This is a genomic window from Sinobacterium caligoides, from assembly GCF_003752585.1.
Classification (GTDB): Bacteria; Pseudomonadota; Gammaproteobacteria; order Pseudomonadales; family Sinobacteriaceae; genus Sinobacterium; species Sinobacterium caligoides.
Genome location: NZ_RKHR01000005.1, coordinates 240,907 through 264,128 on the forward strand (window position 1 = coordinate 240,907; position 23,222 = coordinate 264,128).

Below are 23,222 nucleotides of genomic sequence, written 5' to 3' on the forward strand. Positions count from 1 at the left end.
CACTCGACACGATCTAAACGTTGCGCAGTAGGTGCTCTCGCTCCCAGGGCGTAATGACACTGAAGAAATCTTCGTATTCTTTCTCTTTGATAGAGATATAAGATTTAACAAAACGCTCCCCCAATACCTCCTTCAACGCGTCACAAGACTGAAGCAGGCGTAACGCATATTCTAAGTTTCGAGGGATATCAAAATCTTCATCGTAAGCCGACCCCGTGATCGCCTCTGTTGGAGTAAGTTTTTCTTTCATCCCCAAGTAACCGCAGGCTAAGGTAACGGCCATAGCGATATAAGGGTTAGCATCAGCGCCGGGTAAACGATTTTCGATACGAGTACCACGACGGTTTGCAATTGGAACACGCAGACCAACAGTACGATTATCTACGCCCCACTGTAAATTAATGGGGGCCGAATTATCACGCATAAAACGCCGATAAGAGTTAACGTTAGGCGCCGTTAAGGCCGTGGCTTTACGCAAATACTTCTGCAGCCCGCCAATATAATGATTAAAAGCCTCTGTATATTCTCCCGCCTTCTCGCCCGCAAAAATATTATCCCCCTGTAGGTCCTCAATACTTTGGTGAATATGCATCGCACTGCCGGACTGTTCGTCCATTGGCTTTGCCATGAAAGTGGCGTAGACATCGTGTCGCATCGCCGTCTCACGCAGCAAGCGTTTAAAAGTAAAGACCTCGTCTGCCAGAGTCAGCGGGTCACCGTGTTTAAAGTTTAATTCATACTGCGCAGTGCCCGCTTCGTGAATTAGCGTATCAACGTCTAGCCCCATAACGTCACAGTGGCGATACATCTCCTCAAAAAGAGGGCCAAACTCGCTGACAGCCTCAACACTGTATGAAAGGCAGGCCGTCTCACGACGCCCGGAGCGTCCAACCGGTGGTTCAACAGACTGGTTAGGGTCGATGTTCTTCGCGACTAAATAAAATTCCATTTCTGGAGCCACGATTGGCTTTAGGCCTTCGGCTTCGTAGAGTGCAAGTACACGTTTGAGTACAGAGCGAGCCAAGATCGACGTTTCCTGCTGGTCGACATCATCGTGGATAATTTGTGCTGTTGCAGTCTCCCAGGGCACCTTGCGCAGACTTTTAACATCTGGATACATCACGATATCCGGCTCAACACCATCGACGAGTTGATCCCAATTATCGCTCCACTCTCCATTGACCGTTTGCACAAACAAACTTTCAGGGAGTCGCATCCCCTCTTCATTAACAAAATGATCTGCGGGAATGATTTTACCGCGAGCATTTCCGGTTATATCAGGTACTAAACACTCAACATCCAGGATTTTATTTTTTTCCAACCAGGATTTTATTTCTAACATCGACATTGAAGCTACCTTATTAATTGATGACATATTTACGGCTTTATCAAACGAGCAAACAATACCCCCCTAGGGGAGGTCAGCTCTTTACACGTTGTGATAAACGCTGGCGACAGGCATCACCAAACGCACGAAAGATATCTGCGTAAGCTTTATGCTCTGCAAGTTTCCATTCGGGATGCCACTGCACTGCCAGAGTAAAAGCTTTTGCATCTGTCACGCTAATTGCCTCAACCAAACCATCCTCTGCACGGGCTTCTACGGTAAGCCCTTCCCCCAGCCGCTCAATACCTTGGCCGTGCAACGAGTTAACCATGAAGCGATCTGTCCCAACAACGTTGCGAAGACAGCCACCCGGGGCAACATCAACTGGGTGAAGAGGAGCGTACTGCTCGTCTAAGCTTTTATTGCCATCTTCTCGGTGGTCAAAAAAGCCCTCATTTTCGTGCACGCGATGAAAAAGGCTACCGCCATAAGCAACATTAATTTCTTGAAACCCACGACAGATACCTAAGATCGGCACCTCCTGTGCTACTAGTTGCGGGATCAGCGGTAGTGTTGCCGCGTCGCGCGCCGGGTCTTTCAACTCATTCTCAGGGGCCTCATCAGCGCCATAATGATGCGGCTCGATATTCGCGTAGGCCCCTGTCAACAACACCCCGTCAACGCGCGAGAGTAACGCCACTATGTCCTCGGAATGCGGCAAGGCGGGGAGCACTAAAGGTATCGCTCCCGCCCCCTCGATGACAGCTTTTATGTATTTCTCACCCGCCATGTGGAAGGGGTGGACGCCTACCTGTTGGCGGTCTGCACAGACCAATACAAGGGGTTTTTCTGCTGTAGACATAATCGACACCTATAAAACGTACTGCGGTTGTTTTTCTCTTTATGTCGATACACCTTACAATCGGTGTTTATTTTTTTCAACAGCCGTCACAATATAATCGATAAGGGAAGCCTAGCAGCCCAACACCACTTACAAAAACGCCGACTCTTAGTCGGCGTAATCAACACAGAGACTCGACTCTATTGAGGTGCAATCTCAAATAGCGTCTCTTTTTAGTTTAGAACGAAGGGGGAGTATTCGCACTGACGACCTCACAATCCTCATCGCCTATATTTCTAAAGCGGTGCGGTTTCTTACTGTCGAAATAATAGCCATCACCAGCTTCTAGCAGCTGTGTCTCACCATCGACCGTCAGTTCGAGCTGCCCCTTGAGCACATAGCCACCCTCTTCACCATCATGACTCAGCGTCTCCTCACCGGTATCAGTGCCCGCCTGGTAGGTCTCATGCATAATAGACATCTGCCTATTGCTGCGATCAGCGCCAAGTAAAAGGTACTGAATACCTTCCGCCCCAAGATCTGGCTGCTCTCCTTGCCTATAGATAAACTGTTGATTTTCACTTGTGATATCAACAGCAAAGAATTCAGACAGAGACATCGGGATACCATCTAAGACTTTCTTCAACGAGCCTACGGAAGGACTAACGCGATTCTGCTCAATTAACGAGATGGTGCTATTTGTTACACCAACTCGCTTAGCAAGTTCGCGCTGGGACAGCTTACACTCCGTCCTTATTTTTTTTAAACGTTCACCAACATCCACACGACTTCTCCTCTCTCCGTCTCCATGCCTAAACAAGTCTTATAGCAAGCTAAAAAGGCAAAGAAAACATATATTCTCGACCAAAACATTACGCCAAATAGGTTAATGGATACTACCTCAATGACTGTCAATTACATTGAACGGTCAGCGTAAAGTATATTATATCAAATATATTGTTTGTAAAATTTATTAAACACACTTATGCTCACATCAAATCGCAGTAAACTCGCTAATATTTGCAGTACAGACACAATAACAGAGAAATTTGCTTAGTACCGCTTATAAAGCTATTAAATCTCAATAACAACAAGCTAATAGAGCATCGCCTTTTAAGGAGCATCACTATGTCCAATCCATCAAACAACAAAACTCACATGGATGCTTACTGGATGCCGTTCACGGCAAACCGTCAATTTAAACAAACACCCCGCCTTCTTAAATCTGCTAAGGGTATGTTCTACACCTCTGACGACGATCGCCAGATTCTAGACGGTACTGCTGGCCTATGGTGCTGTAACGCAGGCCATAGCCGCAGCGAGATCACTCAGGCCGTCGCGCAACAGATCGAGACCCTAGATTACGCGCCAAGCTTCCAGCTGGGTCACCCTATCGCTTTCGAGCTCGCCAACCGTCTGGTGAGCCACGCCCCCGACGGCATCAACAAGGTCTTCTTCACCAACTCTGGCTCAGAATCGGTTGATACTGCATTAAAAATCGCCCTTGCCTATCACCGTATTCGCGGTGAAGCCAGCCGCACCCGCTTTGTGGGTCGTGAGAAGGGCTACCACGGCGTTGGTTTTGGCGGCATTTCAGTCGGCGGGCTGGTCAACAACCGTAAGATGTTTGGCCCATTACTACCCGGTACAGACCACTTACCGCACACCCTACGTATTGACTTAAATGCCTTCAGCCGCGGTCTACCAAAACACGGGGCCGACCTTGCTCAACGTCTTGAGGATATCGTCGCCCTGCATGATGCATCGACCATTGCCGCCGTGATTGTCGAGCCACTACAGGGTTCTGCAGGTGTCGTTCTTCCCGCAGAAGGCTACCTACAAACACTGCGCGATATCTGTGACAAATACGGTATGCTATTGATTTTCGATGAGGTTATCACCGGCTTCGGTCGTGTAGGCAATTGCTTTGCCAGCCAAGAGTTTGGCGTCACGCCAGACATTATCACCACCGCAAAAGGCCTTAGCAACGGCGCTGTACCCATGGGTGCTGTCTTCGTCAGCGAGAAAATTGAGCAGACATTCATGACTGGGCCGGAGGAAATGATCGAGTTCTTCCACGGCTACACCTATTCAGGCCACCCGGTTGCCTGTGCGGCAGCCCTAGCCTCTCTTGGCATTTATGAGCGCGACAAGTTGTTCAGTAAAGCACACCAACTGGGTCAATACTTTGAAGACTCAGCTCACGCGCTGGCAGCTCTAGAGCACGTACGAGACATACGTAACTATGGCTTAGTCGCAGCGATCGATCTAGAAAGCCGCGAAGGTAAGCCTGGCGAGCGAGGCTACGAAGTTTTCACCGAATGCTTCCGACGCGGTTTGCTGGTACGAGTCACTGGCGACATCATCGCCCTAAGCCCCCCGCTAATCATTGAGAAAAGTCATATAGACCAACTATTTGGAACTCTGTCTGAAGTTATCGCGACCTGCAAGTAATGCTATGCTCACTCGAGAGCGGTCACCCGATATTCGACAATGACACTTCACTTTTTAGATAGGTAAAAACATGACATCCATTACCGGTCACTTTATAAACGGTCAACATGCGACCTCATCAGGCAACAACACTTGTGACGTTTTCAACCCGGCGACCGCTCAGGTCACGCATAAAGTTTCTCTCGCTACGGCTGAAGACTGCGATAAGGCAATTGCAAGTGCTACCGCAGCCGCTAATAGCTGGGCTTCGACGACACCACTAAATCGTAGCCGCGTGCTATTTCGTTTCAAAGCGCTGCTCGAGCAACATAGCGATGAGCTCGCTGCCATGATCACCGCTGAACACGGTAAGGTTTTCTCAGACGCCAAAGGTGAACTTACCCGAGGTCTAGAGGTGGTCGAATTTGCCTGCGGTATCCCCCACCTCATTAAAGGCGAGCACTCTACCGATGTAGGACGTGGAGTCGACTCTTACTCTCTAATGCAGCCACTCGGCGTTGTCGCCGGCATTACCCCCTTCAACTTCCCCGCCATGGTCCCCATGTGGATGTTCCCAGTTGCAATTGCCTGCGGCAACACTTTCATCCTCAAACCCTCGGAGCGCGACCCCTCCGTCGCCATGCGCATTGCAGAATTACTGACCGAAGCAGGCCTACCAAAGGGAGTATTCACCGTATTAAACGGTGACAAGTTTGCCGTCGACACTCTGATCCAACACCCTGATGTTAGTGCGATTAGCTTCGTCGGCTCAACTCCTATCGCGCAATACATTTATGATGAATCCGCCAAATATGGCAAGCGTGCCCAGGCACTTGGTGGTGCCAAAAATCACATGGTGGTTATGCCTGATGCCGATATCGATGGCACAGTCAACGCACTGATGGGCGCGGCTTACGGTTCCGCGGGAGAGCGCTGCATGGCTATCTCCGTCGCCGTCGCCGTCGGTGACGAGACTGCCGATGCACTCATCGAAAAGCTTACCCCCAAGGTAAAGGCACTCCGTATCGGCAACGGCATTGGTCACCAACAAGAGATGGAGATGGGCCCCCTCGTCAGCAAAGCACACCTCGATAAGGTAACTGGCTATGTCGATCAGGGTGTCGCTGAAGGGGCTGACCTTATCGTTGATGGGCGCAACATTGCAACCACGGATGGCGCGGAGGGTTTCTTTATCGGCGGCTGTCTTTTCGATAACGTTAAGCCGGGAATGCGTATCTACCAAGAAGAGATCTTCGGCCCTGTGCTTGCCGTGGTAAGAGTTGAGACGCTAGAAGAAGCCATAGCGTTAATCAATAGCCATGAATACGCCAACGGCACCGCCATTTTCACCCGTGATGGTGGCGCCGCTAGAAACTATGCCAACCGTATTCACGTTGGCATGGTCGGTATCAACGTGCCGATTCCCGTACCCATGGCCTTCCACAGCTTTGGCGGTTGGAAACGCTCTGTTTTCGGACCACTTAACATGCATGGCAACGACGGCGTACGCTTCTATACTCGTATGAAAACGGTCACGCAGCGCTGGCCAGAAAACCTGCAAGCCGAGTTCACCATGCCGACGATGAAATAGTCGAGCTAATCATAAGGCAATAAAAAGCCCAGCATATGCTGGGCTTTTTATTGTTCAAGCAAAGTTAATTTATGCTTGTACATCGACTACTAGGCGGCCTCGCACTGAACCTGTCAGCACCTCTTGCAATGCGACCAATGCCTGCTCTAAGTTAATCACTTGATGTAACTTCGCCATTGGCATGCCGTCAACAAGTGCAGCAATACTCTGCCACGCCGCCTGCTTAGTCGCCAGCGGCAGCTCCACCGAGTCAACGCCTAATAAAGCAACGCCCTTAAGGATGAATGGCAGTACTGTCAATGGCAGCTCAGTGCTCTGCGCTAGACCACAAGCAGCGACGCTACCGCCGTAGGCAACAGACTTAACCATATTCGCCAACGTGTCACCACCTGCGCAATCAATACCTGCATCCCAGCGAGGCTTCAACAACGGCCTAGGGTTATTAAGCGACAACTCTTCACGGCCGATGATCTCTGCAGCTCCTAAAGCACTAAGCCAATCGTGTTGCTCCGATTTCGCACTGACAGCAGTCACCTTGTAGCCCTTCAGCGAGGCTAGTGCTACCGCAACAGAGCCAACGCCGCCGCCCGCGCCACTGATGACGATAGAGGCACCAGGCTCAAGACCTGCTCGCTCCAAACGATCTAAACATAGAAAAGCTGTCAAGCCTGCAGTGCCCAGCACCATCGCATCTAAGTTTGTCAACTGCTCGGGTAGCTTTAACGCCCATGCCGCTGGAATTTTAAGCTGTTCGGCGAGCCCACCATCAGTATTCATTCCAAGGTCATACCCTGTCACCAGAATACGATCACCTGCTGAAAACAATGAGCTTTTAGATTCAACAACCGTTCCCACAGCATCGATACCTGGGATATGAGGAAACTTTCTCGTTACTCCCGGGTTACCGGCAGCAGAGAGACCGTCTTTGTAGTTAATCGATGAGTAAGCAACACTCACCACGAGGCCATCATCCTCAGCCTCTAGAGCTGGCAATGATATTAGCCTTGTCGTAAATTCTTTTTCATCTTGAGTTGTTTGCAATGCCCTAAATAATGCCATCTTCTCTCCGCTCCTATGATCAACGTATTATGGTCACCCAGAGCGACCAAGATGCTGTCCGATAATTAACCTTTTAGGACGCCCCAGTAGTATTGCGTCATTGCGGCAATCTAATCACGAGAAACGACTCTCTACCTTGATCAGCCGCAGCACCATTACTCAAAAGAATAAACTTTAACTAAGCAATCCGTTAACATTCTAACTAATGTTAATTTCATCTAGAAATGCAGGGATAATTGTCTCGATATAGGCTTGGTAATGCTTTTCGATAAAGGCCGACTCATCCCAGTCACCATTAGAATACGCTGTAATAGCAGGACCAGCCAAATAGACTTGCGCCTCTACAACCTCCTCTGCATCGGCAACCTGGACCTGGACGGTATCACGTCGATACCAGCCCTGCTCAAGCATTTCGAAGGCATCGAGAACTTTAATCCCCCGCTCATCAACATCCAGTAGCAAGCTACCCTCGACCGTCTCGCCAGTCTTAGGGATCACAACTGCCACCGCAGGCACTTCTGCCTCTTTAATGGTTCGCCTGCTGTAATCGGGTAAGGTCGCTTGGCAAAGCTGAATGCGCTCGCCGAGTAGCGTCGTCAGCATATCGGGGTATTTCAATAAACCATAAGCAAAGACATTCATTGAATAGCTCTCAATATAAAATAACAAGAGTCGCCAACCGTCGTTAGCGCTGTTAATCCTATAGCGTAAACGAACAAAACGCTACGACCAACAGCGCCCACTGCTAGTAAAAATTATCCCTGATAGCTTGCCTTAGCTTCATTATAAGTGACAATTAGTTGGTCGATGTCGGCTTGTTCGTAAGCACGTAAATTTGCCATTACCATGCACTTACTCCCCTTTCCGACGACCTTCCCTTGATCTTCAAACTGAAAGTGCAAAGTAACATTACCACGCTTACCATTAACACTGAGCTCGGCTCCCGCAGCCTTCAATATCGGCTCCTGCAATGCCAGCGTATCAAGCTGCACCGACATGCTCTCGTAGATGACCAGCGGCCTTGCCACATTGATCATGACATTGTTCTCTTTCATCAAAGGAACAAGCACGTGGGGGAAAGTCTTGCCAGAGAAGGCTACATAGCTCCGTGTCAGCTTTTCAATCAAACCTTGATCATTACTCACATCACCGGCATATTCTGCCGCAAGATATTCCTTACCTTTAAGATCATTAATCGTCAACGCCCCCGCAGAACGAGCAATAACCTCCAGTTCGAGGTCATTAGGCACCATACCACCAAAAGTTACCTTCATCTCAGTTGAAAGCCCCTTCGACGCCAGTACCTTAGCGAATAATAGGTCCCCTGGCACACAGAAGCGTTTGGCTGATACATCATGTATCGGGTTGAAGTCGTTAGCAATTTCCTTCGCAAATCGGCTTGACTGCTGTCGACTAAAAGAGAAACGACCCGCATCAAGAGCGTCGCAATATTCATTTATAAACATAGACATAGGGTAACTTTGTGGTAATTTAGAACAATAAAGCGTCCATGGTACAGTGATTGCTCTCGATGAAAAAGTATTAAAACAATCACTCTAGGTAATCGCAGCAAACTTGCCCCTAACTAACGGCAACAAATCATTAGCCTGTAGTTCAATTTCAAGCCCCCTGCGACCACCGCTGACAAAAATTGTCTCACAGGCTTGCGCACTGTCATCAAGCACTGTAGGCAGTGCTTTCTTTTGCCCAATCGGGCTAACCCCGCCAAGAACATAACCACTACTGCGTTCGACTTCCTGCGGGTCTGCCATGGCAACCTTCTTATCGCCAACGGCCGAAGCAAAACGCTTCAAATTTAACTGTTCTCCTACGGGAAGTACAGCAACCGCCAGTCTACCTGTCGATAACTTTAGCACCAGCGTTTTAAAGACCCGCTCGACCGGCAAGTTAAGCATTTCAGCCGCCTCCAGACCATAGGATTTCGACTGGCTATCATGCTCATACTGGTGAAGCTTAAAGTCCACGCCCGCTCGTTTAACCACCTTTACACCTGGAGTCATAAACCACCTCAACTCTATTATATTTTAGTTTTATCTAGACAAAAAAAAACACCCTTTGAAGGGTGTTTTCAATACACGAATGATTACTTCAACAGTGTACTAGTTATCGTCGCACACTCGCCATAGTAATCGGCACCAGCATGACCTATTAAACCTAGCTCAATGCCACGCCGATAGTCGAGCTCATAACGGCAAATCATATCGGCGTTGTTGCGCGCCAGCTTCAACGGGTCGTTGGCGTGATTAAGGCCAAGTTCAATCATATTGGATTGTGTACCGGTTAACTCAAGATGATCATTGGTTACCTGCTCTACATTATGCTGACTCAAAATCGCATCGGCTGCGCTTCGACCTGCAGAGGTAATACTATTTAAAGTAGGCAGTTTCTCCTGCGCTACATCACCCTCGCTATTTGCTTGTTGGCCACTACAAGCAGCCAGCGACGCGAATGCCAATGCTATGCCAGGTAAAATTAAACGCTTCATCTCAATACCTAAATTATCCTACTACGCTAAGAAATATCTTCGAACATACGCTTACTATTGCATATAACGTGACTCAAAACTTGCGACTACATCACCGGCGTGATTTTTCATCGTCAATGTTTCACCTCTAACAACAACACTATGCATATCCTCAAGCGCCTTAAGGTAGCTCTGCTCAAGCTCCATACCTTTCATACAAGCTTTCATTGTGCTGCCAATCGGACCAAATTTTAAACCATCTGAACCAATACGATACTCTCCCATGTAACGATTACAACCAGAAAAACCACGTATTGCCTTGTTTTCGCTCATTAGTTGCAGGTAAACCTCTTTGTCACCCGCGCCGACATCAACACTCTCACCGTTCAATGTCATCAACTTCCAATAGGTGTTGGTCAAGCTAGCGTTTGAAGACACCTGCTTCGCCGCACTTTTGTGAGCGGCTTCATGCCCTCCTCCCACACGCTTTAACATCAATTGAACCTTACCATTTTCATCAGAAGCGAAGACGTCATTGCTGGTGTCAGTAGTATAAATCAATCGGTCATTTAGCTTAATTACAGCACGTGCAGAATATCGCCCCTTTGGATCAATTTTGTTAGCATCATAAGGTAACTCAACCTCATAGGGAGGCATTCCAAGCTCTGTTACAGTCGTTTTAGCAACGAGCTCCTCTGCAACATCCATCTTAGCTACATTAGCAAAGCTCACCGTCAACTCGGCGCCAGGAGGTAAGGCCATGCGCTCTCGATACATGATCTCTGTCGTAATCTTCTTCATATCAGGCTCATCTGCTTTATCAACTGACCGGCTATCACAAGCAGTTAGAAATACTGCCCCAGCTATTAGGTAAGCAGCCATTAAAGATTTACGTAACATGGTCTCTCCCGTTTATATTTCTATATTTAAATTATGGTCTGCCGCGGGCTTAAATATTTAGCATTTTTAACCTGCTCAATCGGTACTCTGCTTTGACAATGAACCACGCCAGCCTATTACCACGAGACGGCTCTACGCTACACAAGCTGGAATCATCGTTAGCTCAAACTAAATGAAAAATATCATTGCCACCAGCAAAGGATTCTTTGAGTCATACAATCCAGAGCAACCATAATATTAACTTTTGTACATAATCCAATAGTGGAAACTACCTATCCCCCATTGATTTGTCGATTAAACGACCTACGCAAACACAGTTTTTGACGACTATTCTTTATTTATCCTATGACTATAGACATTGCACGGGCATGAAGCGGTTAAAGTGTATTAAAGATAGACCAAAAAACACATTGAGCACGGCACCATTAGGCTTCGTTATTGCTACTCTGCTATTAGCCTGTCTTATTAGCTTGTCAGCCTACGCGGATAATACCTGGCAAGGGCGCTGGAACACTGTCTGGCGCAGTGGTGGTGCTCAGCTACAAATCGAACAAGATGGCAATAAAGTGACTGGCTACTACCAGCCATATGATGGCTATATAAGAGCCACCATTAAAGGTGACCAGCTCACAGGCAAGTGGTCGCAAGCCAACGCCAGTGGCCACTTTATTTTCGTCATGGCGCCTGATAAAGAAACCTTCTCTGGGCGCTTTGATAACGGCGAGTGGTGGAACGGAGAGCGTATCGATGTAAGTCGTTCTGTTAAGCCGCCATCCGTTAATACTACCGATCCAAGAGAGACGATGCGTAGCTTCCTCACCTTAGCTAACGCCATCAACGCCGGCGATCTAAACCTGATGGACGAGCTGCTCTCCACGCTCGATATAGACCTCGACAACATCGATCAGCCCTATCGTGATTACACGATTAGGGCTATGCAACTATTTTATATCATTGATCAGGCGCACTTACGGATATGGACGATAGAGAACGAGGTCGATCAGCAGCATTACCAACTGACACTGCCGTTAATAAGTGGTGATACCTTTGACGTTCAGTTCATTAATCAAAATGGCGTATGGAAAATTGCGCTCCCAGACTTTACGACACTGAAACTCACCTTAGATGCCCAGCTTGAGAAGCTTGGTCAACCTGAGATCAACCCTCTGAAACACCTTGATCTCGCCACCCCCAGAGACACCTTGCGCACTTTTGTCGAGCAGTTCTACGCATGGGATAAAGGCGGTAAAGTTGATGTATTACGCACCCTCGATCTCAGTGCCGTTCCAATCAACGTTCGAGAATGGGAAACTCCTATTATCGCTGAATACTTAATGCAGAGTCTCAATCGTATTACTTTTATTATCTGGCAGGAGATTCCCAACGACCCCAACAGCGATACCCCTTTCGTCTATTTCCAACACCCACGTGGCAATATTGTCATTGCTCCAAAAACGGATGTTGACGGCCATAAGATCTGGCAATTTACCCCAGACACTATTGCGACGATTCGCGAGCTACACGATACGCTTGAGCCACTGCCGACAGTGGTCGGCTCACAAGCGATTAACGACACCACCGTCTTTTTCACGATTCGCCACTTAATCAAACAGTGGAGCCCTTGGCTTACCAAGCGGGTGTGGTTATTGGAGCTCTGGCAATTCATCGCCGGCATCAGTTTCATCTTCCTTGGAGGCTGGCTGGCTCTGCTAGCTTCTTCACTCATCACACACAGCTGTCAGCGAATACCAATTCTTGCCCAGCCCACTCGACGTGATGCCAACGCAACGTTTGGTCACCCCTGCACCCTATTGATCACCGGCAGTTTGTGGTCCTATGGTTTCATCATACTGGGAATCCCCGACTACCTATTTACACTCATTCGCACAATTAGCGCCTCATTCATTGTGGTTGGCGGCATTTGGCTAGCGCTCTCTGTTGTTAATAAAATACAGCGAATACTATTAGAAAAGGCTCATTCAACCACGACGCTACTTGACGACATTCTCATCACCCTAGTGGGTAGTTTAAGCAAACTCGTGCTGTTTATCTCCGGAGCTATCGCTTTCGCCGAGATTTTCAACATCCCCTATGAGACAGTCATCGCAGGGCTCGGTATTGGCGGGCTTGCTTTCGCCATCGCCGCCAAAGACACTATCGCCAACTTCTTTGGCTCGGCCGTCATCCTCGCCGACCGCCCATTTAGCCCAGGAGATAAGATCGTCATCGGTGAATATACCGGGCGTATTGAGGCCGTTGGCCTACGTTCGACAAAGATTCGCACAGAAAATGAGGCGGTGGTGATCATACCTAACAGCCTGGTATCAAAAGATATCATCTGTAACCGCACGCGTAAGCAGCGCTCCCTAGTCGATCTCTATCTTAAAATTGCCAACAATACTGCGGCGAACGATATCGCAACACTCTCCAATGATATTCAGCGCTTACTTGAGGAGGAACCTCTCGTCGATGGCAAGTGGCTCTTTGTCGGCGCCCACGGTTTTCATGAGTCAGGTGTGAGGTTGCGCATTCGCTGCTATCTAAACATGACCGTTGAGCGTGAGTTCTACCGTGAACGCCATGAGTTGACGATGAAGATCATGCGCTTGATCGAGAACAGCCACGTGAAGCTAGAGTGCGCCCCTCGCCCCGAGATACAACCGACCTAACCCTGCAGCACAATCAATAAGATTGGCGATTTAGTTCATCGACCTGGCCGTTCAAGGTCCAAAGATCATACAGCCAACCAAGCCCACACAAACCAGCCGTGAAAAAATAGAGGATGCCAGTGACCCACTTCCCCATATAAAGACGATGCACGCCAAACAATCCAAGGAACGTCAATAACAACCAGCTCACCGAGTAATTGTAAGCCCCTTGTGCAAAACGTCGATCGGCTTCATCGTGCATCGCAGGAATCAGGAATAGGTCGATTATCCAGCCAATAAAAAACAAACCTAGCGTAAAAAAATACAGCGTCCCAGTCTTTGGCTTGCCGTAATAGAAGCGGTGCGCGCCTAAAAAGCCAAATATCCAGATCACATAACCTAATAGAACAGAATGCGTCGTTGAGCCACTATTATTCATACGGTATACCTCAGTCCAAAGACTATCTATTTAGCTTCCCTTATAAACGGGTAAGCTGATTAAAACGACTAACATGCACCATGATATTGTCATAGGTCAAGCCACTGCTTACCCAAATTACTTTTTTGCTGGCTAGACAAGCTTTTAATTCACGAACCGCTTGACCACTACCCCACCCCAGCCACTACACTAGCGCCTCAGCAGTACAACGTGTCGGAGATAGCGTGACCACTTCCAAAAGCTCATGGCAGCCTGATAGCTGGAGACAGCAAACAGGGCTACAAATGCCTCACTACCACGATCAAGCATCACTCTCATCGGTAACCCAGAGCTTACGTGGTATGCCTGCGCTGGTTCTTCCAGAGGAAATACAACGGTTGCGACAGCAGCTGGCCATGGCCGAACGCGGCGAAGCCTTCCTCCTACAGGCTGGCGACTGTGCCGAGAGCTTTAATGATTTTGGCGAGACTAAGCTTCGTGCAACCTTCCAACAAATCCTGCAGATGGCGGTGGTACTGACCCATGGTTTGGAGCGCCCTGTCATTAAGCTCGGGCGCATTGCCGGGCAATATGCCAAACCACGCTCCAGCGATAAAGAGAGTCGCGGTGACCAAAGCCTCCCTAGCTATCGTGGCGACATTATAAACGGCGTCGATTTCACCGCTGAGGCGAGAGTACCCGACCCACAACGCATGCTGCAGGCCTATCACTTTTCAGCTTGTGGCCTCAACCTATTGCGAGCCCTGTCGTCATCAGGTGAGGCCGACCTCAACCAGGTCAAACAGTGGAATCGTGCCTTCGTCGCCAATAGTCAGGCTAGTGCAACCTATCAAGAGGTCACCGCTCAAATCGAGCAGTCTCTCGCCTTCATGAATGTAGTCGGCATCAATACCAGCAATACTCCCTCACTGCATCAAGTAGACCTGTTCTGCTCGCACGAAGCACTTCTACTTGAGTATGAGCAGGCGTTGGTACGACAAGATCGTAATGGTGACTTCTATGGCGGCTCTGGACATATGCTCTGGATTGGTGAGCGCACTCGCCAGCTTAACAGCGCGCATGTCGAATTCCTTCGTGGACTCAGCAACCCAGTGGGCATCAAAGTCGGCCCTACAGCGACCAGCGATAGTATTCTGCCACTGCTCGATACGCTGAACCCTGATAATGCCTCAGGTCGTATCACACTCATTAGTCGCATGGGGGCGGACAATATCGAGCAATTGTTACCGCCGTTGGTCCGCGATTTAAAACGCGATGGGCGAAACGTGTGCTGGATCTCTGACCCTATGCACGGCAACACCCAAAGTACCAAGCATGGCTATAAGACCCGTGACTTCAACAACATCATTCGTGAAATCAAAGGTTTCTTTGCCGTCCATCAGGCCGAAGGAAGTGTCGCCGGCGGCGTTCACCTTGAGCTTACAGGCGAACACGTCACCGAGTGCATCGGCGGCATAACCGGTATCAGCGAATCTGACTTAGAACAGTGCTACAAGACTCAGTGTGACCCACGTCTAAACGGTGACCAAGGATTAGAACTGGCCTTCTTGGTGGCCGAATTATTACGCTAATAGAATAAAGGAGGTGCATTATGCTAAAAAGGATTTTGGGGGGCGCTGGAGTTGCCCTCATGGCTGGCTGTAGTCAAACGTATATGGCTGGGCCTACGCCCCACGATACCATAGCCGTTACCGACACTCCTACATGGGTCTACAGCAGTACCGGAGCCCGGCAGTGTGAACCTGGCTCCGGTATCAGTCTACTGGACTCAGCCGATCAGTTACGCGAGCACAATATTACAGTCAACAGCTCGAAGCGTGGTCACCTCACCGGCATGTTTGTTATTGCCCTATGTGGTGCACCTACCCTCGACATCTACCTGCACGAAATAGACACTGGGCAACTATCCTCAGCTGAAGCCCTTGGCTTCAAGGCCGTTAATGAGCTTGAAAGCGAAGACGGCGCAGCCTACAAACTCGAACCGTAATTTTTCATCTAAACGTGAGTCAGCAAACGACGAGAAGCAAACAAAACTGCTGAGTATTTTCATGATCAGCAATGGCTCTTCTTGCCCTTAACTCAAAGAGTCCTCATGACCACAAGCACAAACAACATATTACTGCTCTTCGCCCATCCCTCATTACACCGCTCTGAGGTTAACCTACCGCTATTTAATCGTGCGCAGCAAACGCCCGGTGTCACCTGTATCGACCTCTATCGTGAGTACCCGCATTTTTCGATCGATGCCGACATCGAACAGCAGCGCCTCCTTGAGCACGAAATAATCATCTTCATGTTCCCTCTCTACTGGTATTCAACCCCGGCATTACTCAAAGAGTGGCAGGACCTCGTGCTTGAATATGGCTTTGCCTATGGCGCTGGCGGCAATGCGCTACAGGGTAAGCATTTCTTCTGTGCCGTAACCACTGGAGGCCAACAGGGTGCCTATCAGTATGACTGCAAAAATAAATTTACGCTGAAGGAGTTCTTACTCCCCATAGAGCAGATGGCGCAACTAACAGGCATGCGCTATCTGCCACCTTTTGCTCTGTTTGGTGCCCGCAGTGCGATAGATGAGGGGCGGCTATCACAGCATCTCGAAGACTGGCAGCAGCTTCTCACTGCACTGCGAGAAGGTCATATAGACATCGACGCCGCTCAGCAATTGCCCTTGCTCAACCAAGACCTCAGTCGCCTTCTAGGAAACCATCGATGACTGGTTATCTCGTACAAAGCTTCATTTATCTCTTTGCCGCAATCATCTTTGTTCCCTTAGCCAAACGTCTTGGTCTTGGCTCTGTGCTTGGCTATCTTATCGCCGGTGTTGTCATCGGCCCTATCACAGGGTTAGTTGGGCAGGAAACTAACACCATCCAACACTTTGCCGAGTTTGGCGTCGTCATGATGCTCTTCTTGGTTGGCCTCGAACTTGAGCCCCGCATGCTTTGGGACATGCGTAACAAGCTAATTGGTCTGGGAGGCCTACAACTCGGCCTCACTACCGCTATCATCACTGCAGGGGCAACTTTCTTAGGCTTGAGTTGGAGCATATCATTAGCTATCGGCCTGATCTTCTCGCTCTCCTCTACTGCCATCGTTCTACAAACCTTTAACGAGAAAGGCCTGTCTCGTACCGAGGGAGGCAAGAATGCGTTTTCCGTGTTGCTCTTCCAAGACATCGCCGTTATCCCCATGCTTGCCCTCATCCCAATGCTTGCACTGCCAGAGTTAATCGATGCTGCAACCGCACTGGCAAGCTCGAGCGAGCAGCACCCACAGCTCTCCCTTGTTGCGGGGCTGCCTTCCTGGGCTTACGGAATAGCCATCTTGGCAACGATCAGCGCCCTCGTTGTTGGCGGCCACTACCTCAGCCGACCATTATTCCGCTATGTCGCCAGTTCAGGGCTGCACGAGATATTTACCGCTACTGCCCTGACATTGGTAATTGGCATCGCAGCGTTAATGAGCTTGGTCGGTCTATCCCCTGCCCTTGGAACCTTCCTTGCGGGTGTCGTGCTAGCAAACAGCGAATTCCGCCACGAGCTTGAAGCGAATATAGAGCCCTTTAAAGGTTTATTACTTGGCTTATTCTTTATCACTGTCGGAGCTGGCCTCGACTTTAGCTTACTAGCCGATAACTTCTTATTTATCGTCGGCATCGCCCTCTCCGTCATGCTCATAAAGACAGCCGTTTTATGGTTGCTTGCGATATTATTCAAAATAGGTAATAGCAACCGCTGGTTACTTGCCTTATCTCTCGCCCAAGCAGGAGAGTTCGGTTTCGTGTTATTAAGCTATACCACGCAACAGCACGTCATACCGGCAGAGCTCGCTCACTTACTCTCACCTGTAGTAGCGCTGTCTATGTTTCTAACGCCCGCACTATTTATCTTCTATGAGAAGGTCGTGTTACCACGCTATCAAAGTGACAGCAATCAACATCAGGCCGACGATATCGACGAGCTGGGCAGTGTTATCGTCGCAGGGGCAGGCCGCTTCGGCCAGATTGTTAATCGTCTACTAACAAGTAACGATATCAAGACCGTCATGCTCGACCAACAGGTCCGGCAAATTGACATCATGCGCCGCATAGAAACAAAAAGTTATTATGGCGATGCCACTAACCCACAACTACTACACACTGCTGGTATTGAGCAGGCGGATCTTTTTGTCGCCTGTATCGATGATCGTGAACGCACCACAGAACTAGTGCATTTTCTCAAACGAAGCTATCCCAAACTGAAAGTTTTGGCTCGCGCTTTTGACCGTGGCCACGGCTATGAGCTGCGTAATGCCGGTGCCGATGTTGTTGTCAGTGAAACTTATCATTCCGCCTTATACTTGGGCGAGCACGCTCTACGCCAGCTTGGCTTCCACCCCTTTCGCGCTCACCAGAAAAAATCACGCTTTCTAAGTACCGAAGCCCGTCACAAGCAAGCGCTTTATGAGCTATGGCGAGACAACACCGATGACGCTAAGTTTAGCGCTTCCTTTAGTAAGTTATTCATGCAACTTGAAGAGAGCATTAGCAACGAAATGAAGCAGGACCGCTATAGCGTCAAGAGCAACAAAGAGCGCAGCTGGAGCCCACCACCAAAAGGCTATGAGAAGGGTGACGAAGAAGAGCTCTAACGCCGAGCGTCTTCGCTAGCGAGGTAGAATACTTGTACCCGTTGCTTTGAGTACGGGTCAATAAACTCCTCTAGCTGCTTCATTCCAGGGATACCCTGCTGCAGTACCGTTAACAGAGCCGGCTCGGAATCTGCTAAGTACTGTTCATAAATCACTAGCCAACGGTGGTTGTTTGAGCGCATATATTCTAGCAGAACATCTAAATCATCACTCTTCGGCCGATAATAAAACTGCGGTTGAGCACTAAAGTAAACTGTATTAGCGATATAACCAGAACGACTACCGACGATCGTCTCCGACACGGGCACGTGCTGATCAAGCCAGCGAGCAACAGTGAAATGTATATCGTTTCTTCGAGTTAAACGCTCCGCCTGATAAATTGCCACCCCCAGGTGAAGCAGCAGAGATACAACGACAAACGCGATTAAGAACGAGCGCCACACCTTCTTCACTGCGAACGAATCCCACGCCAAGACAAGACCGAGCGCACCGTAGATCAACAGCGGCACGAGGGCCGCGATATAATACCTAAACTCATAGTTATCCTGCGGCGGAATGATCAAACAGAAAAACAAAAAAGGCCAAAAAAGCATCACAGACAGCATGAGGTTGCTCAGCGAGAAGAGGTTTCTATCCCGTACATAAAGACAGTAAAACACCCACAACAAACTCGGACTCAAGATGAAATAAATAGGAAAATACAACAGGCAAAGAGCAATATTAATAACAAACCGATGCAGCAATACGCCTAACGCCTGCAAATATTCGCTTGGTAAATTAGTCAGCGCTGGGACATCAGACTTCTGCAATAAACCGAGTGTGTCGTAATTGAGCTGAGAGACCGAGGCATAAATAACTATAACCACAACCCCGCCAAAGAGGGAGTATATTATTAAACTCAACACCTTACATAGTGGCCTGCGCGCTCCTGAAAAATAGTAGCCCAACAAAAACACACCCAAAGATAGAAAATAAGCTGTAATAGATTCCTGCCGAACGCAAAAATACAACCCAAAACCCAAACCCCAGAGTAGCGCCCAACGGCGGCGAAGATCAGTCAACAGAACGATCGCTCCCAGTAACCCGATGACAAAACACAAACAAAAGAACATCTCGGCATAACCGTTTAGCGAATACTCTATCAGTCGGGGGTGAGTGATTAAGAGCAAGCCAGACAGTACGTTCACTCGCCAGGAGGAAAATATTCGGTCAGTGATATACACCGCCAAGACCACCAAAACACTTCCCGCGACCAGTGTACTGAAGACAGAGGCTTGCTCTTTATCGACAAAGACTAATTGAAAAGGCCACTGCCACCAATAAAACAGGGAATACCAGAAGTCATCGAAGGGAAGCCCGTGAGCAAAATTATAACTTCCCTGACTATAGGTGATGGCATCTCCACGAATGATATGCGGAAAGGCCTCATAAAAAGCCAGCCGGACTAACAGTGCGAGACAAAAGAGTAGCAATAACTGGTTTCGCAGTATCAGCGGCTCGCCTTCACGTGCTGCGGGCTCAGCATTTACCGTTTCCATAGAGCCCCCTCGTCAAGACATAGCTCACTTCACCTGCATACCTCAAACAGCCATTCAAACACACGATGCCTGTCACCAATCACGATAAAGGAGAAAAACACCAAATAATATCAATGAAATAGCGACTAATTTAAGGGCCGATACGGGCTCACGAAAAGACAGGAAGGCGACACTAATCACCAGTACAAAATTAAGGCCTACCGCAACGGGGTAGGCCGATGACAAATCTAACCGAGACAAAGCGGCCATCCAAGCTATCGCCGAGACGAAAATGGCAAGCAAGCCTGTGAGAATCAAGGGTGAGGTAAAGAGCCGTAAGAAGTACTGTAAGCTCTGTTCCATACTCTCAAAACTTACAGCGCCCAACTGATTAATCTTGTATTTGATGACTAATGCTCCGTAAGCATTTAGCAACACATAGGCGAAGACCATTCCCCAGCTAAAAACAAAATCCTTAGCACTCATCACTCATCTCCAAAAGTCCTCTTCTCTATAAAATATAGCGGCCTGCTACGAGTCTCCTCGATATTTGCCCATAAGTAGTGTCCAACGATGCCCAGCACCATCAGGTTCATTCCACCTAAAATCAGCACAACCACCATCAAAGAGGCCCAGCCTTCAACCGGGTGCCCAGACAACGCAACATAAACGATATAAATAGCGTAGATGAATCCTGCCAGCGACACTAGCGAGCCAACGTAAGCCGTTAGCCTGAGGGGAATCCCCGAAAAAGCGACAATCCAATTGAGCGCAAGATCGACTTTAGAGGAAAAACTCCACTTGGAGCGGCCTGAACGTCGACGGCCTCGAACATACTCAATGGCACCTTGTTTAAAGCCGCACCAAACTAATAAGCCAAAAAGAGACGTATTAAGCTCAGTGCATCGATTAACAGCATCCACCACTTTTCGATCTAACAGATAGAAGTCAGCCTTCGATAAATCAATATCAACATTGCTTGTCCTTGTCAGGAAGAAGAGCACCTTATAGAAAACATAAGCACAAAAACGCTGAGCAAGCCCTTCATCTCGATTCTTACGTAATGCCCAAACCAAATTGTAACCCTCACGACACTTCGCCAGTAATAGCTCGATCGACTCAGGCCCATCCTGGCCATCGGCAGACATACAGATCACAGCATCACCCTGCGCGTACCTTAAACCCACACGCTCTGCCGTATGTGAACCCATTCGTTTACTGAGGTAAATGCACTTAACGGCTGTATCGGCGAACGCCTCTACGATAGCGAAAGTGTTATCGGTAGAGTGGTCATCAACGACAATAATCTCGTAGCTAGCGATATTGAGAGTACCCAACACTGTTCGGAGCTCCGCGATCGTCTCTGCAATATTTTCTGCTTCGTTATAGGCGGAAATAACCAGTGTAATCATCCTCTCCCCTTCTAACTAAAGTGCCTAACCGACAACAACCAATAAGACTTGCCACACACTAAAATGGCGCGCCACGCTGACTCTTTGAAGACCAGAAAATCGTTGACTTACAAAACGCCGTTTCCGGCAACAATTTAAGGAACAGTGACACCATCTCCGCCGAATAGCGCTGAATTTCGTCGACAAATAAACCGCGACTATTCAAGTATGAGACCATCACAGATATCGCAGGCACTGGACTCTCAGCCATCACATATAATTCATTCGCCTTGAGAGCCTGGCGGATCTCTCGTCGAGTTAATAGTCTCGCCTGTAAGTCTCCCTCTTCTCCCGGCTCCGGCATCAACTTTGTTTTATCTGCTGCCAGCAGAGCCTCTGGGCCCTTATTTAGCAGCTCATAGATCAGCCCGTATTCGTAGTCCCGATCACAATTAGCCAGCAAGCCTTGATCAGTCAAAATCCTGCTGAGCTCATTGATACCCCGTTGATAATCCTCTAACAAATAATAAAGTGACTCAAAGGCCCAGACAAAATCACAGCTATTTTCTCTTAAAGGTATATCAACCACATTACACTGCAGTAAAAGTACCCTGCGCTCATAACCCTCAGACTGCGCTAAGTAACGACGTTGTAGCCGACGCAATGAGTCCAAGCTGCAATCAACAGCGACGATATTCGCCGCTGTATTTTCCAACAACCACGTCGTCACCCGACCATCGCCACAGCCGACATCGAGCACAGTCTTCGCACTGAAACCTTTAAACAGTCTCTCTAAGTAATGATAAACAACAGCGCAGTCAAAATAACTTTGGCTACCCGGCACCCTCACCCGTGAGTGGAAATCGGTTCCTGGAGCCAACAACATCTTGTCGACGTTACTATTGCCGATAACCTCACCACGGCTGTAGATGCCATCAATAAGGCGATAGCCTTTTTGGTCGACTAAAACATCTTCCTTCCACACATCCTAACTCCTGTGAGCTAAAGGCTGAGTTTCCAGCTATCGCGGCGCATCCCGCGGGCTGAAAACCGTTGTTTATAGTGTATAAGGCCTTCATGTAAGGTCATGTCTGGCCAGGTGCTTGGCCCCAAGTCCAACGCACGACAGCCTCTGGCCTTACAGAGTTCTGTCAGGTGAGCAATCAACAACGTTGCCGGACAAAATGACGAAAACGCTTCCCTATGACAAATATAGAAAGTAAGCGCCGCGTTGTCATTACAGTGAAACAGTACAATAGCTCCGATGCACTCCTGCTCTAGGCGGGCAAAATAGATCTCAATCGTCGCGGGAAAATGTCGCACTAAATGCCTCAGCTCTTCTTCAGAGTGTGTCGCAACAGCATGGTTCTTGGCTTTATTATCGCGCAGCATCTGATAGAACACGTCCAGCTCATCCAGCTCCCCCCTCTGCACGCTTACCCCTCGGCGAATATTTTGGCGAATATCTCGACGAATATTTTTACTAAATGTTTCTTCAACAGCATCAAGCCTAAGATCGATGACATAGTTAAGCACCGTACTCTGGCACTGAAAACCGTGATATAACAGACCATAGTCAAGATGGTCATCGTATGAACACCAGTAATCTCGTGGCACCCCCGTCAACTCGATATCTTTCAAACCTAGCTCCGTGCAATACTCAACAAGTGCCTCGATGATGGCAATGCAATCCTCTAAACCAAGCCCCTTATCAAGAACCAGACCACCATACGATGCACCGCAAGGCGACTGATAACTCTGCCCGCCCACAATTGCCCCAGGTAAAACAGCGACCAGACTATCTGCACGGTGAAACATCAAATGATGGTTATCAAAACGTGTCGGCGGATGATAGCGAAGGAACTTCATCGTATGGAACAACGTGCCATTATTGGCGCAAGTGACGAAGGCATCCCAAAGCGTCTCGTCCCCCTCCTTGAACACCGAGACTTCCACCAT

22 protein-coding genes are annotated in these 23,222 nt (G+C 48.7%); 7 read left to right on the top strand and 15 right to left on the bottom strand.

What is annotated here, in order from left to right; genetic code table 11:
* Nucleotides 1–13: 13 nt before the first annotated feature.
* From EDC56_RS13385 to EDC56_RS13395, 3 genes are all read right to left on the bottom strand, one after another.
* Nucleotides 14–1,348, bottom strand: a complete 1,335-nt coding sequence (locus EDC56_RS13385) for a glutamine synthetase family protein (protein WP_342770047.1) — start codon at nucleotides 1,346–1,348, stop codon at nucleotides 14–16.
* A gap of 73 nt (nucleotides 1,349–1,421) precedes the next feature.
* Nucleotides 1,422–2,189, bottom strand: coding sequence for a gamma-glutamyl-gamma-aminobutyrate hydrolase family protein (locus EDC56_RS13390; protein ID WP_123713080.1), 768 nt, complete (start codon nucleotides 2,187–2,189; stop codon nucleotides 1,422–1,424).
* Nucleotides 2,190–2,406: 217 nt separating this feature from the next.
* On the bottom strand, nucleotides 2,407–2,952 hold the full coding sequence (locus tag EDC56_RS13395) for a cupin domain-containing protein (RefSeq protein WP_123713081.1): 546 nt from the start codon (nucleotides 2,950–2,952) through the stop codon (nucleotides 2,407–2,409).
* Between the two features lie 344 nt (nucleotides 2,953–3,296).
* Between EDC56_RS13395 and aptA the strand changes: the two genes are divergently transcribed.
* Complete coding sequence (gene aptA / locus EDC56_RS13400) at nucleotides 3,297–4,622, top strand: omega-aminotransferase AptA (protein ID WP_123713082.1); 1,326 nt, start codon at nucleotides 3,297–3,299, stop codon at nucleotides 4,620–4,622.
* A gap of 70 nt (nucleotides 4,623–4,692) precedes the next feature.
* Nucleotides 4,693–6,192, top strand: a complete 1,500-nt coding sequence (locus EDC56_RS13405) for a CoA-acylating methylmalonate-semialdehyde dehydrogenase (protein WP_123713083.1) — start codon at nucleotides 4,693–4,695, stop codon at nucleotides 6,190–6,192.
* Between the two features lie 69 nt (nucleotides 6,193–6,261).
* On the opposite strand, the gene EDC56_RS13410 is transcribed toward EDC56_RS13405, so the two are convergent.
* The 6 genes from EDC56_RS13410 to EDC56_RS13435 form a co-directional block, all read right to left on the bottom strand.
* Entirely contained in the window at nucleotides 6,262–7,251 is a 990-nt protein-coding gene (locus EDC56_RS13410; protein ID WP_123713084.1) for a YhdH/YhfP family quinone oxidoreductase, read from the bottom strand.
* A gap of 198 nt (nucleotides 7,252–7,449) precedes the next feature.
* On the bottom strand, nucleotides 7,450–7,893 hold the full coding sequence (locus EDC56_RS13415; protein ID WP_148059412.1) for a gamma-glutamylcyclotransferase family protein: 444 nt from the start codon (nucleotides 7,891–7,893) through the stop codon (nucleotides 7,450–7,452).
* Nucleotides 7,894–8,006: 113 nt separating this feature from the next.
* Nucleotides 8,007–8,723, bottom strand: coding sequence for a DUF3581 family protein (locus tag EDC56_RS13420; protein WP_245980703.1), 717 nt, complete (start codon nucleotides 8,721–8,723; stop codon nucleotides 8,007–8,009).
* 84 nt (nucleotides 8,724–8,807) lie between these two features.
* Nucleotides 8,808–9,272, bottom strand: a complete 465-nt coding sequence (gene ybaK / locus EDC56_RS13425; protein WP_123713086.1) for a Cys-tRNA(Pro) deacylase — start codon at nucleotides 9,270–9,272, stop codon at nucleotides 8,808–8,810.
* An 83-nt stretch (nucleotides 9,273–9,355) separates the two neighbouring features.
* Complete coding sequence (locus EDC56_RS13430) at nucleotides 9,356–9,757, bottom strand: hypothetical protein (protein WP_123713087.1); 402 nt, start codon at nucleotides 9,755–9,757, stop codon at nucleotides 9,356–9,358.
* A gap of 54 nt (nucleotides 9,758–9,811) precedes the next feature.
* Nucleotides 9,812–10,636, bottom strand: a complete 825-nt coding sequence (locus EDC56_RS13435; RefSeq protein WP_123713088.1) for an META domain-containing protein — start codon at nucleotides 10,634–10,636, stop codon at nucleotides 9,812–9,814.
* A gap of 368 nt (nucleotides 10,637–11,004) precedes the next feature.
* Between EDC56_RS13435 and EDC56_RS13440 the strand changes: the two genes are divergently transcribed.
* Nucleotides 11,005–13,305: a mechanosensitive ion channel family protein gene (locus tag EDC56_RS13440; RefSeq protein ID WP_123713089.1), complete on the top strand. Its 2,301-nt coding sequence runs from the start codon at nucleotides 11,005–11,007 to the stop codon at nucleotides 13,303–13,305.
* A 13-nt stretch (nucleotides 13,306–13,318) separates the two neighbouring features.
* Here EDC56_RS13440 and EDC56_RS13445 read toward each other — a convergent pair whose 3' ends face one another.
* Entirely contained in the window at nucleotides 13,319–13,723 is a 405-nt protein-coding gene (locus tag EDC56_RS13445) for an NINE protein (protein WP_123713090.1), read from the bottom strand.
* 224 nt (nucleotides 13,724–13,947) lie between these two features.
* On the opposite strand from EDC56_RS13445, the gene EDC56_RS13450 reads away from it, so the two are divergent.
* From EDC56_RS13450 to EDC56_RS13465, 4 genes are all read left to right on the top strand, one after another.
* Nucleotides 13,948–15,294, top strand: a complete 1,347-nt coding sequence (locus tag EDC56_RS13450; RefSeq protein ID WP_245980704.1) for a class II 3-deoxy-7-phosphoheptulonate synthase — start codon at nucleotides 13,948–13,950, stop codon at nucleotides 15,292–15,294.
* A 20-nt stretch (nucleotides 15,295–15,314) separates the two neighbouring features.
* Nucleotides 15,315–15,710, top strand: coding sequence for a hypothetical protein (locus EDC56_RS13455; protein WP_123713092.1), 396 nt, complete (start codon nucleotides 15,315–15,317; stop codon nucleotides 15,708–15,710).
* Between the two features lie 105 nt (nucleotides 15,711–15,815).
* A complete protein-coding gene (locus EDC56_RS13460) occupies nucleotides 15,816–16,439 on the top strand; it encodes an NAD(P)H-dependent oxidoreductase (protein ID WP_123713093.1) in 624 nt (207 codons plus the stop codon).
* The gene (locus tag EDC56_RS13465) at nucleotides 16,436–18,355 is read left to right on the top strand and encodes a monovalent cation:proton antiporter-2 (CPA2) family protein (protein WP_123713094.1); all 1,920 of its coding nucleotides are present in this window, start codon (nucleotides 16,436–16,438) and stop codon (nucleotides 18,353–18,355) included. Before EDC56_RS13460 ends, EDC56_RS13465 begins: the two co-directional genes overlap by 4 nt.
* Here EDC56_RS13465 and EDC56_RS13470 read toward each other — a convergent pair.
* From EDC56_RS13470 to EDC56_RS13490, 5 genes are all read right to left on the bottom strand, one after another.
* Nucleotides 18,352–19,893: a hypothetical protein gene (locus tag EDC56_RS13470; protein WP_123713095.1), complete on the bottom strand. Its 1,542-nt coding sequence runs from the start codon at nucleotides 19,891–19,893 to the stop codon at nucleotides 18,352–18,354. The two genes, EDC56_RS13465 and EDC56_RS13470, sit on opposite strands and share 4 nt — an antisense overlap.
* Before the next feature lie 72 nt (nucleotides 19,894–19,965).
* A complete protein-coding gene (locus EDC56_RS13475) occupies nucleotides 19,966–20,358 on the bottom strand; it encodes a DMT family transporter (protein WP_123713096.1) in 393 nt (130 codons plus the stop codon).
* On the bottom strand, nucleotides 20,358–21,284 hold the full coding sequence (locus EDC56_RS13480) for a glycosyltransferase family 2 protein (RefSeq protein ID WP_123713097.1): 927 nt from the start codon (nucleotides 21,282–21,284) through the stop codon (nucleotides 20,358–20,360). The genes EDC56_RS13475 and EDC56_RS13480 overlap by 1 nt, the downstream gene beginning before the upstream one ends.
* Before the next feature lie 58 nt (nucleotides 21,285–21,342).
* Nucleotides 21,343–22,248, bottom strand: coding sequence for a class I SAM-dependent methyltransferase (locus EDC56_RS13485; protein ID WP_123713098.1), 906 nt, complete (start codon nucleotides 22,246–22,248; stop codon nucleotides 21,343–21,345).
* Between the two features lie 17 nt (nucleotides 22,249–22,265).
* Nucleotides 22,266–23,222: a GNAT family N-acetyltransferase gene (locus tag EDC56_RS13490; protein WP_123713099.1), complete on the bottom strand. Its 957-nt coding sequence runs from the start codon at nucleotides 23,220–23,222 to the stop codon at nucleotides 22,266–22,268.